Here is a 14,486-nt window from a genome sequence, read left to right as displayed (position 1 = left end):
AACGAATTCTCTTGCGATACAACGGTTGTCGTCATGACTTCGAGAGGTACGTCAGATTGGGGGAGCCGTTCAGTGCGGGAACGGCCCCGTGGACGTTCTTCGTGTAGGCGACCACGTCGGGAGTGAAGTACAACGGTACGTACTCAGCGGACTTGATCACGACTTGATTGATCTGTTTGACGATGTCGAGCTGAGCGGTTTCGTCATACGTGTTGTTCAGCAGTGCGATCAGCTTCTCCAACTCCTCGTTGGGGACGGAATTCTGCCGGAAGTACGATCGCGAACCCAGAGAGGCTTCGAAATTGAGCGGTGCGGATGCTCGCGTGGGCCATCCCACGCTGAAGACGTCCGCGCTGTTGTGTGCGACGAACTCCGTAATCGCCTGAGGTCCACTCATTTCGACGAAGTCGACCTTGATGCCGACTTTCTCCCATTGTTCTCCGACAAGGACCGCGTTGGTCGAGTACGGCGGTAGGTTGCCTGCTAGTCCGCGCACGGTGACCCCATTCGGATACCCCGCCTCCGCTAGCAGCGATTTGGCCTTCTCCGGGTCGTACGGCCATGCATCTTCGGTTTCCTCGTCGTAGAACTGCGAACCGGGAGGATATTGACCGAACGCCGCAGTTCCTTCCGAGCTGTCCAGCGCGGCTCGCGCAATTGCCTTGCGGTCGAGCGCATACTGCATCGCCAGACGAACCCGGACGTCGTTAACCACAGGGTTCTTGTTGTTGATCACGACGAGCGCAACTCCGAGTCTCGGGTCGTGACTGACGTTCAGGTTGGGATTCCGTTCGAGGATCGGAGCACTCGACGGTGTGAGCCCGTATGCAAAATCCGCAGCGTTCGATGTCAGGGCATTTGTCAGCGCTGTGGGATTGGAGATCACCTGGATCTGGATCTTGGCGAGCTGGGGGCTGGGTGGACCTGCCGGTTTGTAATCGTCGAATCGACTGAATGTGTATGAACTGTTCGGGACTGCGCTGGTGAATGTGTACGGCCCTGCGCCTACAGGCTTGTTGGCGAAGTCTGCCCCTGCTGCTGCCAGCGCAGTGGGGGAGACCACCATTCCCAATCTGCCGTTGAGCCAGCCTGGTAAACTGGAGGTAGGTGAACTCAACGAGATCGTGACGCGATCTGGGGACGTTGCTTCGATGCTCTTGATCGTCGGGACGGAAACGATTCCGAGACTCAAGCAGTGTTCCATGCTTGCCTTGACGGCTGCTGCATCGACAGCTGTACCGTCGTGGAAGGTCAAGCCGTTCTGCAACGTCATCTCGAACGTCAGGTTGTCCGGTCCGGAGAAGCCCCACTCGCTGGCGATTCCGGGCCGCAACTTCTGGGTGGCAGGTTCCGCATCGATCAGTGGTGCATACATCAACTGTAAGTAGTCGATGTCGTATCCGATGTTTCCCGCACACGGGTCGAGCGAGGCGGGCACGTGCGATGTCGCGACCTTGAGTTCGGCGTTCGGATCGGCAGGTCCGGTATCGCCGGCGGTACCGGTGGCGCTGCTCGAACAGCCGCTGAGCACAAGAGCAGAAAGTGCAAACGCAGCTACCAGCACACGTGGGCCACTTTTCCCATGATTCTGGAAGCGTGTGATCGGATATCGGGATCGCAAAGACAGACGCGGATTCATATGGTGGACTTTCGCTTTGGTCTTCTCGGAAGGGGGAGACTGACGCGGCACGCATTTACTGCGGCGGGTTGGAGATTCCGGTCGATGTGGCCGGGGACGATAGATGGCAGGCGGAGCTGTGTGCGGAATTCGAGGCCGCGCGAAGTGACGGCGCTTCCGACGCACAGCGATCCATCGCAAACGGGCAGCGGGTGCGGAATCGACAACCCGAGGGTGGATTCCGTGGGTCGGGTAACTCGCCCCGCACCAATGCTTTCCGACGACTGCGCCGCTCGAGTTCGATGTGCGGGGCCGCGGCGAGAAGCGCCTGCGTGTAGGGGTGCGATGGAGTCCTCAGGACCGTGGCAACCGGTCCGATCTCGACGATTCGGCCGAGGTACATCACCGCGACGCGATCGGCGATCCGTGCCACCGAACCCAAATCGTGCGAAATGAAGATGTACGTGAGGTCATGTTCTTCTCGGAGATCGGCAAGAAGTTGCAACACCTCTTCCTGAAGCGAAACATCCAGGGAGGCAACAGGTTCGTCGCAGAGAATCAGTGGCGCCTTGGAGGCAAGTGCACGAGCGATGGTCACGCGTTGGCGTTGGCCACCGGAGAGCTGGGTCGGGAGGCGGTCGGCAAGCTCAGCGCCGAGACCGACCCGACGCAACAGCTCGACGGCTTTCGGCCGCAAGGACTGTGGGATGCGCAGACGCCCTGGCGCCATCGGCTCGGCTACGCAAGCCCATGAGGCCATCCGATTGTTCAAGGCCGACGTAGGGTTTTGAAAAATGAGATGGGAAGATCCACCCTTGCCGAACGCCGGGTCGTCGAGATTCATAGTGATGGAGCCTGCGGCCGTAGCCACCAGACCCGCGAGAGCGTGAGCCGTCGAGGATTTTCCCGATCCTGATTCACCGATTATCGCAAGGGTTTCGCCCCTCTGTACGGAGAAGCTGACGTCGTCGACCGCGCGAAGAGCTTTGCGTCCGCGTCCGTACTCGACTGCCAGATTCCTAACGTCGACGATGACGTCGGTGTTGCTCATAAGCTCACCAGTCCGAGCAACTCGAGTTCGTCGCTGCGGTGACATCTTGTTGCCGATTCCGGTGATCCGATCAGAAGTGGATGATCGGATATGCAGAGCTCCTCGGAGTAGTTGCACCGGGCGACGTATCGGCAACCCACGCCGTCAGCAGGGGCTTTGGTGGTGAAATCGCCTCGCGCCTTGGGCGATTGGGAGGAGACTTCTTCGAATGTCGAGCGTGCCGCCTCGAGAAGGCTGAACGTGTAGGGATGCGCGGGCCGCCGAAGCAGCACGTCTCGTGGCGCGACGTCGACGATCTCGCCGCGAAACATGGTGATGACTCGATCCGCGACCTCGGCGACAACCGCGAGGTCGTGACTGATCAACAACACGGCAAGATCGCGCTGTTCGGCCAGTTCTCGAAGGAGATCGACAATCTGAGCTTGGATGGTGACGTCGAGCGCTGTTGTCGGTTCGTCCGCGATCAGCAACTTCGGACCGCATGCCAGGGCCATCGCGATCATCACCCGCTGACACATCCCGCCGGAAAGCTCGTACCCGAACGACTTCAAGGTTCTGCTCGGGTCGGCCAGACCGACCTGGTGGAGAAGATCTGTAGCCACGTCCTCCGCATCGACTTTCGTGATGTCGCGGTGGGCCTTCAACACATCGACGATCTGGCGACCGATGCTGACGGAGGGGTTGAGAGCCGAACTCGGGTCCTGGAAGACCATACTGACGTCGCGACCGCGTATTTTCCTCAACTCGGCGGCGGGCAGACCCACAAGTTCCTGTCCTTCCAAACGGATGCTTCCGCTGGTTGTTGCCGTACGGGGCAAGAGACCGAGCAGAGCGAGTCCGGTCAGTGTCTTTCCGCTCCCGCTCTCTCCTACGAGGCCGGTGATTTCGCCCGACCCCAACTCGAAGCTCACGCGGTCGAGGAGTCTGTTCGAAATCGATTCTGTCCCAATGTCAACCGTGAGGTCTCGTACTTGCAGAAGTGGGCTCATCGTCGGGTCGTCCACGTGTGATCGTTCATCGCATTCCTCCGTAAACAACTGAACTGTTGTGACTGGAATCACGTACCGGGGAACAATAAACACTCACCTGCAACAAAGTCAATGAATGTTGCAACGATTGCCGTCGATGGCGCCGTCTGATCGCCTCCGGCTACCGACCAGCACGTCGTCAGCGATACATTCACTCCATGGCCGAGACACGTGACATCCGCGCGGAAGCGTTGAGTGCCGCCCGACGACAGTTCGCAGCCGGAAAACCGCTCGATGTGAACGCTTTGGCCACCGAGTTGGGGGTGGATCGGACCACCTTGTTCCGGCGTGCAGGGAATCGCGACACAATTACCGGTGACGTGCTCGATTCGCTGGCGCGCCGAACGTGGCGAATGGGCCTCGAGGAGTGCGGTGGAAGCGGAGCGTCAAGGGTTGTCGACGTCCTCACTTACCATGCACGGGCGACAATCGAGACCGAATTCTTCCGGACGTATTTGACTCGGGAACCGCAAAAGGCGTTGTGCATACTCACAACTGGACTGGGGCCGATTCAGGGCACGATGGTCGAATCCGTGCGAAGGCTGATCGAAGCTGAAATACCGGAGCAGATTCGGCCAGACCTGCCCGTCGAGGACATGGCATATCTGCTGGTTCGCGTGGGTGAGTCGTTCATCTACAACGATTTGCTCACTGGTGGCACTCCGGATACGGAGAAGGCTCGCTTGGCGTTCCGGCTCATCCTCTCGCGTGACTAGTGTGCCGAGTTTCCGTTGTCTCAGTTTTCGTGAAAGCGCTTCGAATGCAAGCTATTTCATAGCTATGCCTGGTTGTATGACCCAATCAGGCTGGTGGGATCGGCACAAAGCTCCGCATCTCGTCCCGTCCGGGCCGGATGACGCCTGCGACGGATTCGGGAACCTTGTTCCAGGCGCCGGGAAGGTCACGTAGAGGCTCGGAGACGACGATTCGGGTCTCCTCACTCAGATGGTGCAGGGCATCCACCTCAGGATGGAGCTTGCGCAACGTGGAAATCTCGGTGGAGAAGAACAACGACCTCGACTGGTGCTCGCTGGAATAGCGAAAGATCCAGGTGGAGATGCCATCCGACGTGGCGACGGTCATCTGAACCGGATTGTCGATTCCCTGCGAGCGGGCCGTGTGCTCGACGAATCCGACGGCCCTCGCGACACCTTCGAACGGATCGTCGGTCAGGCCGAACGTCAGCGCGAGGAAGAACAAGGTTTCCGAGTCCGTCGATCCTTCGAGATCCGGAAAGAGCGACGGATCAATGGCAGTCACCAATTCCCGTTTCATGTCGTGGAATCCGTGTAGTGAACCGTTGTGCATCCACAACCATTGCCGGTGCCGGAACGGGTGACAGTTGCTGCGCTGCACTGCAGTTCCCGTCGAGGCGCGGATGTGAGCGAACAGCAGAGGGGTGCGCAATTGGGAGGTGACTTCGCGCAGGTTCGAGTCGTTCCACGCGGGTTCGATGCTCTTGAAAACTGCCGGTTGGAGGCCTTCCCCGTACCAGCCGATTCCGAAGCCGTCGCCATTTGTCGTCGTGGCCCCGAGTTGAGAATGCAGGCTCTGGTCGATCAGCGAGTGCTGTGGCCTGAACAGCAAGTCATGGGCCAGTATCGGCTCTCCGGAATACGCCATCCACCTACACATACTTTCAACTCAAGCAGATCGAGTCGGCGTTGACGGTGCATGCGCAGCGGCATGCGTCGTCTGGGTGGGCTTCCATGTCGACACAGCCCAGATCACGACGATGTTCAGCGCGATGATGAGAGTCGACCACCAGGGGTAGTACGGCAGCCACAAGAAGTTCGCGATGATCGAGATCGCGCAGATCACCACTGCCGACACCCGCGCCCAGGCCGCTCCGGTGAACAGTGCAAGCCCGACGAGAGCGACGAGCGCGCCCAACACGAGATGGATCCAACCCCACGTCGTCAGGTCGAACTGATAGACGTAGTCGATCCCGACTACGAACACTTCGTTTTCGGCGACGGCAGCGAGTCCTTGGAAGAACTGCACGATGCCGACCGTCACCAAGATGACGGCTGCCCCGATCGATGTTCCTACCGCGAAACCCTGCTTGACTGATGTTGTATCCGACATGACGGTTTCCCTTGATTCGGTGGGGGGCGACCGGACACGTGCCCGGCACGCTCGTTGTAGTGATCGTTGTTCCACCGGCTGACCGCTATGAAACGGAAATACCTGTCCAATGCGGTGAGAAATCAGTGCGATCTGCTCCGATGTGCGGGCGAAATGTAACTTCTGACCCCTGTTGATCCGATGGACCCCTTGTCGGAACGCGTGTGCGGAGAAATTGCTCGTAACCGAAGTTCACAGAAAACAAGAAGAATTCGGCACGGAATTCGACCTATTTGTCCAGCTGTACTGGTATTTTGACTGAATTGACCGGAAGCTACGGTCCGCGGAAAAAAGGTAGCGAGAGAATGACGATCTTCGGCAGGCGTACCGCGGGCATCACCGCGACGGCCTTCGTCTTGGCGACCGTTGTGTCGACAGCACTCCCCGCAGTGGGATCGGCTGCCCCCGTTTCGCTCACCCGCGCGTGCAACTCGGAAATCAACGAAAATTCGATGTCACTCGATCCGGCCGTGATCGACGGTTGGTACGACATCTCGACTGGATCGCCTGGAACGAAAATCAACTCGATCGAGGCGTGGCGGACAGTGCCGGGAGACATCCTCGAGTTCCGCGCATCGGTGACGATCAGAGCCCACGGAAGTCCCGTCCGAGGGACCCTTCGGATCGACGGCGCCGGCTTGACCGGAGATCAGGATTTGATCTCCAGAATGACGTTGACCCAAGATCTCGGCCGGTCAGGATCAACGGTCACCGACGCTGACGACGGTTCGGTCATCCCCGTACGTGCCAAGCTCGCCTTCGACGTCACAACTCCGGGCCAGGTAGCCCAGAATCGGACAGTCAACCTCTCTGCGGTCAAGATCGTTTTGAGCGGCGACACCACCGATCCGGGAGGTGAATGCCCCGGCCCCGGCCCGGGCCCCGGCGGCGGCGGGAATGGAAGCGGTGGCGGGAACGGCGGTGGTGACGGTTCCGGTGGGAACGGTGGGGATTCCGGTGACGCACTTCCCGGTCGTGACGTCGGAAACCGAGTACCAATTTCCCAGATTCCGTCCGGCCCGACTTCTCGTCCGTGACAGCGGCACCTGGATCCACGGCCAGCCGAACGTGGGCCGCTGCAGTAGTTGCGACGATGCTCTTGATCGGCGGATGTTCCGACGACGGTGACTCGCCGACCCGCGTCCTCGCGACCGGCCAACAAGATTTGCCGCCAGAGATTCGCGCGGTGGTCGACGGTCCGGATGTCCCGACCACGCTGCGCACAGGCAACAGCACCGCTGACATCCTGCCGATCAAGACGACGACGGACGGCTCGCTCATTCCGCCCGAGGATGTCAGTGAGATCGGATGGTGGGCAGATTCGGCATTTCCCGGCTCCGGCGCGGGCACCGTGGTGATCACCGGACACATCAACGACATCTATCAGGGTGACGGTTTCGGAAAGAAGTTCTCGACACTGGAAATCGGCTCGGTCGTGACCGTGGCGGGCGCCGGGGGACAGACCTGGAACTACCGTATCGATGCGGTCGATCACTACAGCAAGGACGGCGAGCTGCCGGTCGAGCGATTGAACAGCCTCGACGGACCCGAAACCCTCGCGCTGATCACCTGCGGCGGCGAGTTCGTCGGTCCGCCGTTCGGATACGAGGACAACGACGTCGCGTGGGGAACTCCGGTGCCCGCATAGCCGAAAACCAGACGTCGGAACGGTTGATAAACTGGGTCCCGCGTTCGTGGCCATCCACGCACGTTTCAAAAGTCCGAAGAAGGAGATTGTGCTGTGGTTGACCTCGCCTATGTCATCGCTGGGTCCGAAGCGACTGGCGGTGCCGGCCTGCAGGTCGACCTGAAGACGTTCCAGGCATTGGACGTCTACGGCGTAGCGACCACCACATGTATCGTCTCGTTCGATCCCAAGAACAACTGGGGTCATCGCTTCGTACCGATCGCTCCTGACGTGATCGCTGATCAGATCGAGGCTGCCACTGCGGCTCACGATCTGGACGTCGTCAAGATCGGCATGTTGGGCACGCCCGCCACCATCGAGGTTGTGGCAGAGGGCCTGCGTCGGCAGTCCTGGCGCCACGTCGTCCTCGACCCGGTCCTGATCTGCAAGGGCCAGGAGCCCGGTGCGGCTCTCGATACCGATACAGCACTTCGTGATTCGATCCTCCCGCTCGCCACCGTCGTCACACCCAACCTGTTCGAGGCACGCACCCTCGCCGGAATGGACAGCATCGAAAGCGTCGACGACCTCATCGAGGCCGCACGTCGTATCCATGATCTCGGACCCAAGTACGTGCTCGCAAAGGGCGGTGTCGAACTCGCCGGTGGCGACGCCGTCGACGTGTTGTTCGACGGGACCGACGTGACTGTTCTCTCCGCCCCCAAGGTCGGCGAAGAGCGCGTCTCGGGTGCCGGTTGCACGCTGGCCGCCGCAGTGACCGCGGAGCTGGCAAAAGGCGCCGACGTGGGAGAAGCCGTCGCTCTGGCAAAGAAGTTCGTCACGGCGGGCATCGAAGGCCGCGTCTCGGCACACACGCCGTTCGACACCGTCTGGCAGGGCGCGTTCAAGGGATAGGCGCACGGCGGCTCACATCGCCGCGCGCGGCCTGGCAGGATCGAGTGCGTGAGTACTGCGAACCTGAATCGAAGCGAAGTCGCCGAACGATCTCGAGCCATCTCCGTCGCCGGTTACCGGGTGGAGTTGGATCTGCGATCGGCGGTCGACTCCGCCGTGAAGACCTTTTCGACGGTCACGACAATTGATCTGACGTCCTCGGTGGAGTCCACGTGGCTCGATTTCATCGGTGCTGCAGTCGATTCCGTGGACGTCGACGGTGCGTCGATTCCGGTGGAGTACGACGGATCCCGGATCGTGCTGCGCGGACTCGGCGGATCGAACGTCGTTCGGGTGGCAGCTCACGGCAACTACAGCCGTTCCGGTGAAGGGCTGCACCGATTTGTCGACGACGCTGACGATCAGACGTATCTGTACACGCAATACGAGCCTGCCGATGCCAGGCGTGTTTTCGCCTGCTTCGAGCAGCCGGACCTCAAGGCGCCCTTCACGTTCGAGGTGACAGCACCTGACGGCTGGGAAGTCCTGTCGAATCAGCCCGCGACCCAGACTCTCTCCGTGGACGGTGCACAACGCGTCACTTTCGCCCCGACGCTGCCGATCTCGACCTACATCACCGCGATCGCGGCCGGGCCGTATCACCGCGTGGCGTCGTCGTGGAGTCGCGGCGAACTCACTGTCGAGTTGGGTGCGCTGTGCCGGGCGTCGTTGGCTCCACACCTCGATGCAGACAACGTTTTCGACATCACCCGTCAGGGGCTGGACTTCTACGCCGAGCACTTCGACTATCCGTATCCGTTCGGCAAGTACGACCAGATCTTCGTCCCCGAGTACAACCTCGGCGCCATGGAGAACCCGGGACTGGTGACCTTCACCGAGGCATACGTGTTCCGCGGCTCCGCAACCGACGAGCAGCATCAGCGCCGCGCCAACACGATCCTGCACGAAATGGCGCACATGTGGTTCGGCGATCTCGTGACCATGGTCTGGTGGGACGACCTGTGGCTCAAGGAATCTTTTGCCGATTTCATGGGATCGCTGGTCAGCGCCGAAGCCACTCGCTTCACCGATGCCTGGGTGGCATTCGCCATCAAGCGAAAAGCGTGGGCGTACCTCCAAGATCAGCTGCCGACAACTCATCCCATCGTCGCCGACATCGTCGATCTCGAAGCTGCGAAGCTTAACTTCGACGGAATCACCTACGCCAAGGGCGCCAGTGTCCTCAAACAACTTGTGGCGTTCGTCGGGCGTGACGCGTTCTTCGAAGCGGCACGCCGGTACTTCAAGGCTCACGCGTACGGAAATACCACGCTTGTTGATCTGCTCGACGTGCTCGCGGAGACTTCCGGACGTGATGTGCGCGAATGGGCCCGAATCTGGTTGCAGACCACCGGAGTGTCCACGCTGTCGCTCGACGGAACAGACCTGGTCCAGACGGACCCGAGGCCGCATCGGCTCGCAGTCGGAATCTACGACTACAACGAGTCCGGAGATCTTGTTCGCACCGAACGCGTCGAACTCGACATCACCGAATCACGCACGTCGGTCGACCTTCCGCCCGGAGCACTCACACTGCTCAACGACGAAGACCTCACCTACGCCAAGGTGCGATTGGACGCGGAATCTCTGTCCACTGTCGAGGCATCCCTGGACCGCGTGAGCGATCCGCTTGCGCGCGGGGTGATCTGGTCGTCGCTGTGGAACTCGGTGCGTGATGCGCAGCTCTCGGTGTTCCGGTACCTCGACATGGTGGAACGATTCGCTCCCGCGGAGACAGATCTTGCGATTCTCAGCTCGATCCTGACCGATGCCCAATACGCGGTTCTTCACTACGTTCCGAAAAGCTTGCGGCCCAATGTAAGTGCAGGCTGGTTGGAAACGACCTGGAAGGCGGTGTTCGAAGCCGAACCGGAGTCCGGAAGACAGCTGGCATGGGCACGGGCTCTGTCGGCCGCTGCAGCGGTCAACGATGCTCGCGCCGACGAGGTGCGGTCGATACTCGACGGCACCTGCCCGGGGCCGGTCGGACTGGCTCTCGATCCTGATCTGCGGTGGGCATTGTGGATCGCCCTGTCGGCGACCGGCCATGCGAGTGTGAGCGACTTCGATGGTGAGCTGAGCAAGGACAGCACGTCAGCGGGTCGAACGGCGTACGTCCGCGCCGCGGCGTCGATTCCCGATGCCGAGACCAAGGCGGCTGCCTGGGCGTCGGCGACCACTGACGGCTCACTCTCGAACGACCGCCTGGATGCGACGATCGCCGGATTCCGTTCGGGCACGGACCCGTCGTTGATCGAGGGATATGCGGCAGAGTACTTCTCGTCCCTGGGGAAGTGGTGGTCCGAACGCAGCATCGAGATCGCCCGACGGTTGGTGAACGGACTCTTCCCGGCAGCTGAAGACACCTCTGCTGTCGATTCCTGGATCCAGGCCAATGCGGAGGCGCCCGCGTCGCTGCGGAGGCTTGTTCTCGAGCGTCGGGATCACCTGGCCCGAGACCTACGTGCCCAGGCGTCGAACGCGGTGATCTGACGCCATCAGCTCCGAAATGTCCTGTTCTTGGATATTGTCTAAACAGGGCTGCGACGGGAGACGACGTGCACACGATCACGGATCTGTCGCTGGTCACGGGCCCGGTTCCGCCCGTGGTGACGGTGCTCGGAATTCTGGCACTTCTGTGGCTGATCTTCTCGAGATCGAGGCGTCACGTCCTGATCTCGATTCCGGTCTGCATCGTCGCGGCAATCGCGATCACTCTCGTGCTGTACTGGCTGATCGAGAAGGTGTGGCACCCGTTCCCCGATCCGATTGCCCGTCCGGTCTACGTGTGGATCGGGTTGGGCATTCTCGGCGTGCTGCTGGGTGTTTCGCGGGTATTTGCGGCGACGCGGATCGACGGTCGCGTGCTCACCGTGGTCTCCGTGCTCCTGGTGGTCGTGTCGAGCGCGGCTCACGTGAATCTGCAGTTCCAGTCGTATCCGACGTTGGGAACAGCGCTGGGACTCTCGGACGCGGAGAAGGTTTCACTCGCAGACCTGGACGACGGCAAGGACGGGGCGGTACCGGTTTCGCAATGGAAGGCTCCCACGGACATGCCGTCGGCGGGCAAGGTCAGCACGGTCACGATTGCGGGGACGGTCTCCGGATTCAGCGCCCGCGACGCCGAGATCTACCTACCGCCCGCGTATTTCACCAACCCACGACCGGAGTTGCCCGTGTTGGTCCTGCTAGCCGGCCAACCAGGCGCGCCCGAGGACTGGCTACAGGGCGGACGTCTCGTCCAGACCATGGACACCTACGCCGCTGCGCATTCGGGCTTGGCTCCCGTTGTCGTCGTTGCTGACGGGACCGGGTCGGAACTGGCGAATCCGCTCTGCGTCGATTCCCAACTCGGGAACGTCGCGACGTACCTTTCGCGCGATGTTCCCGACTGGGTGCGCGGGAACCTCCAGGTGGATCCCGACCCGAGGAAGTGGGCGATCGGGGGACTTTCCTACGGCGGCACCTGCGCGTTCCAGATGGCAACGAACTTCCCCGCGGTCTATCCGACGTTCCTGGATCTGTCCGGTCAGATCGAACCCACACTCGGCGATCGCAAGCAGACGGTCGATGCAGCGTTCGGCGGCAATGAAGCCGCGTTCGTGGCAGTGAATCCGCAGGATCTGCTCCGGGAGAAGAAGTTCCCCGACAGCGCCGGGGTGTTCGTGGTCGGCAAGCAGGACAACGACTACCGCCCAGGTCTTCAAACGCTCTACGAAGCCGCAAAAGCCGCAGGGATGGACGTCCAATACGCCGAGGTCGACGGAGGACACAGCTTCCAAGTGTGGTCGGCTGGATTGGCGAGTCAATTAGGTTGGCTGGGAACGCGACTCGGCCTGCCCGGATGAACGATCGTCCGGAAGTTCCGAAGACCCGATGATCAGCGGGTGAATTCTTCCGGTCGCCCCGGCTTCGGAGCCCAATCCCTGCGGATCCGCCACACTCGCGAGCCGAAGGTCGAGTGCGCCGGTCCATTCTCGGGTCAATTGCGCATCGAGTGCGTCGACGCGCTCGAGTAGCGGAGGGTGCTGGTCCGGCGGGCAGGCTTCGAGCAAGGTCGCGAATACCGCGCGTAGACGGCGCTGGACCTGCGCGGAATTGGTACTGAAGTGCCGGATCTCGTCGGTGGCGACGGACACGTAATCGGTCCAGGTGCGTTGCTGCCCTCGGATCAGCGTGAGATCCGAGGTTGATGTGTCGAATCGGACCCGCGGGGCGAGAAGTACCAGAAGATCTTCGATGTGGTCGAGAGCCTGGACGGCTCGGCCCGGGTCGTTGATGGCGGGTGACAGTGCCTTGAGCGCGATGTCCACGATCGACTGAAGCGCTGCACCGGGGCTGACGACCGGGCTGTGCGTGTCACCGAAGATCAAGCACGACATCAAGGTGTCCGGGCGTACCTTCAGCGAGGGTCCGCGTACCTCGAAGAGGGGCGCGTTCTGGGCGACGAACTCGCCGATGCTGGGGACGACTTCGACCGAGACGTCCCAGCGGCCGGCCAACCGCTGCAGTCGTGCGAGATCGATCGCCAGCAGAATCCGGCCGTCGGGTGAGAGGTGGCGCAGGCGAATCACCAGTGCGTCGGCGCTCTCGGAGTTCTCGGACTCGCGCGGTTGGGGTAGGGGGAGCGGCTGACTGGGTTTCGGTGCGCCAGAGGGCAGGTCCTCGTACAGCGGATAGGCACGAATCGTCGCGCTCCGGCCCTGGGCCGCTATCCAACGCAGCAACCGACTGGAATTGAGAATCGACCCGACCTTCGCCACCAACGCGATGAACAGGATCGCACTGGCCAATGCCAGAAGCAGTGCGATCGCCGTGGAGATGGTCGGTGAGGAATTCTCCGAATCGAGCGCCAGATCGAGCGCAATGATCAAGGAGAAGACGAACGTGGCCAGAAACATGCCGATCGACCACCGCATCACCCGCTGTTGCGCAAGCATCGGGACCACCCGCACCGAAATCTGCGATGCGCCGAACTGCATTGCGAGGGTGATGGCGGTGAACACCAGACCGGTGAGAGTGATCATCCCGCCGGCGATGACGCTGAGCAGCGTCGCGGTGGCCCCGGCGTCCACGCCCTCGGAAATGGTACCGACGTCGCCGTCGCTGACGAGATCTCCGTCGATCCCGACGAGGATGTTCGCGGTGACGACGGACAGGACGACGAGGATCACGGGGAGACGCCAGACGGGGACTGTTCGTAGTCGTCGGCGAGTTCGACGCCAGCGAATTCTGTCCGAGAGCCGCCGCGACAATCCGACCTTCGACGTGGGGGTTGTGGTGTCGACGACGGGGAGCGGTGGTGGGGGCGGGGGAGTGGAACCGAAACTTCCCGACACCGTTTCCTGCACGTAGATCTTCGCGTGGATCATCGGCTCGCGATAACGCTGTTCACGGGCCACTGCCCGGCTCATCTTCGCCGGCTTGTCGCGGTAACGCGAGCGCGCCCACGGCGCACCCGGGCGACTCAACCGAATTGCTCCGATCAACAGAAGTGGGGTGAAGAACAGCCCGATCAAGCCGGTCCAGAGTTTGCCCTTCATCAACGTGATCACGGCTAGTCCGAGTTGGATCACGATCGCGACGACAACCCCGATCAACGTCGCCAGGCTCCGGTCCTGCTCGTACGGGTCGAACTCTCCCGCGAACCCGATCGGGTGGACCCCGAGAAGGAAAAGGAACGAGATCGCGATGGCAACGAACACCGCGTCGATGGACGAGCGACCTTCCTCGGCCCAGTAGACATCGCGCAGATGCAACACGAGCGCGTACTCGTCGAGGACCAACGCGCTGCCGATACCGAACACCGACGCGAGAACACAATTGGCGATCGGGGTGTGATAGTCGGCCAGAGCGATGAAGGCGAAGCCGGACACGAGCATCATCATCAAACCGAAAACCATGTGGTGGATGTGCATTCCACCGGGCGTGACATTGCCTGGCCACCACGAGACCTCGGCCCGGATCATCCGGACGCTGAAGCGGATGAACAGGAACGTCAGGACAAAGGCGAGTAGGAGGAAGAACAGCGGGAGCCTGCCGGTGTCGACGACCGTGTGCTCGAACCAGGACCGCACGGCG

Annotated in this window: 12 protein-coding genes; 6 read left to right on the top strand and 6 right to left on the bottom strand. The window is 61.4% G+C overall.

Features of this window, described 5'->3' with window-relative positions:
- Nucleotides 1-31: 31 nt before the first annotated feature.
- The 3 genes from AOT96_RS26360 to AOT96_RS26350 all read right to left on the bottom strand — a co-directional run bounded on the left by AOT96_RS26360 (nucleotide 32) and on the right by AOT96_RS26350 (nucleotide 3,580).
- Entirely contained in the window at nucleotides 32-1,564 is a 1,533-nt protein-coding gene (locus tag AOT96_RS26360; RefSeq protein ID WP_197523609.1) for an ABC transporter substrate-binding protein, read from the bottom strand.
- 130 nt (nucleotides 1,565-1,694) lie between these two features.
- Nucleotides 1,695-2,669: an oligopeptide/dipeptide ABC transporter ATP-binding protein gene (locus AOT96_RS26355; protein WP_021333513.1), complete on the bottom strand. Its 975-nt coding sequence runs from the start codon at nucleotides 2,667-2,669 to the stop codon at nucleotides 1,695-1,697.
- Nucleotides 2,666-3,580: an ABC transporter ATP-binding protein gene (locus tag AOT96_RS26350; RefSeq protein ID WP_231917353.1), complete on the bottom strand. Its 915-nt coding sequence runs from the start codon at nucleotides 3,578-3,580 to the stop codon at nucleotides 2,666-2,668. The genes AOT96_RS26355 and AOT96_RS26350 overlap by 4 nt, the downstream gene beginning before the upstream one ends.
- A 275-nt stretch (nucleotides 3,581-3,855) precedes the next feature.
- On the opposite strand from AOT96_RS26350, the gene AOT96_RS26345 reads away from it, so the two are divergent.
- Nucleotides 3,856-4,413 (top strand): QsdR family transcriptional regulator, encoded by a 558-nt coding sequence (locus AOT96_RS26345; RefSeq protein WP_021333511.1) that lies wholly within the window; start codon nucleotides 3,856-3,858, stop codon nucleotides 4,411-4,413.
- 85 nt (nucleotides 4,414-4,498) lie between these two features.
- Here AOT96_RS26345 and AOT96_RS26340 read toward each other — a convergent pair whose 3' ends face one another.
- Nucleotides 4,499-5,320, bottom strand: a complete 822-nt coding sequence (locus AOT96_RS26340; RefSeq protein WP_054187371.1) for a class II glutamine amidotransferase — start codon at nucleotides 5,318-5,320, stop codon at nucleotides 4,499-4,501.
- A 21-nt stretch (nucleotides 5,321-5,341) separates the two neighbouring features.
- Complete coding sequence (locus AOT96_RS26335; RefSeq protein WP_030537512.1) at nucleotides 5,342-5,785, bottom strand: DUF7144 family membrane protein; 444 nt, start codon at nucleotides 5,783-5,785, stop codon at nucleotides 5,342-5,344.
- A 344-nt stretch (nucleotides 5,786-6,129) separates the two neighbouring features.
- On the opposite strand from AOT96_RS26335, the gene AOT96_RS26330 reads away from it, so the two are divergent.
- The 5 genes from AOT96_RS26330 (at nucleotide 6,130) to AOT96_RS26310 (ending at nucleotide 12,253) form a co-directional block, all read left to right on the top strand.
- Nucleotides 6,130-6,861: a hypothetical protein gene (locus tag AOT96_RS26330; RefSeq protein ID WP_065352504.1), complete on the top strand. Its 732-nt coding sequence runs from the start codon at nucleotides 6,130-6,132 to the stop codon at nucleotides 6,859-6,861.
- On the top strand, nucleotides 6,858-7,472 hold the full coding sequence (locus AOT96_RS26325) for a class F sortase (protein WP_231783390.1): 615 nt from the start codon (nucleotides 6,858-6,860) through the stop codon (nucleotides 7,470-7,472). The genes AOT96_RS26330 and AOT96_RS26325 overlap by 4 nt, the downstream gene beginning before the upstream one ends.
- Before the next feature lie 93 nt (nucleotides 7,473-7,565).
- Complete coding sequence (gene thiD, locus AOT96_RS26320; protein ID WP_003946192.1) at nucleotides 7,566-8,366, top strand: bifunctional hydroxymethylpyrimidine kinase/phosphomethylpyrimidine kinase; 801 nt, start codon at nucleotides 7,566-7,568, stop codon at nucleotides 8,364-8,366.
- Between the two features lie 48 nt (nucleotides 8,367-8,414).
- Nucleotides 8,415-10,898 (top strand): aminopeptidase N, encoded by a 2,484-nt coding sequence (gene pepN, locus AOT96_RS26315; protein WP_065352503.1) that lies wholly within the window; start codon nucleotides 8,415-8,417, stop codon nucleotides 10,896-10,898.
- A 65-nt stretch (nucleotides 10,899-10,963) separates the two neighbouring features.
- Entirely contained in the window at nucleotides 10,964-12,253 is a 1,290-nt protein-coding gene (locus tag AOT96_RS26310; RefSeq protein ID WP_042451019.1) for an alpha/beta hydrolase, read from the top strand.
- On the opposite strand, the gene AOT96_RS26305 is transcribed toward AOT96_RS26310, so the two are convergent.
- Nucleotides 12,215-14,482: a DUF2254 family protein gene (locus AOT96_RS26305; protein WP_021333503.1), complete on the bottom strand. Its 2,268-nt coding sequence runs from the start codon at nucleotides 14,480-14,482 to the stop codon at nucleotides 12,215-12,217. The genes AOT96_RS26310 and AOT96_RS26305 overlap by 39 nt on opposite strands.
- Nucleotides 14,483-14,486: the final 4 nt, after the last annotated feature.

Source organism: Rhodococcus sp. 008, assembly GCF_001682295.1.
Classification (GTDB): Bacteria; Actinomycetota; Actinomycetes; order Mycobacteriales; family Mycobacteriaceae; genus Rhodococcus_F; species Rhodococcus_F qingshengii.
The sequence above is the reverse complement of the archived record's forward strand: the minus strand, read 5'-3'. Positions and strand labels throughout refer to the sequence as shown.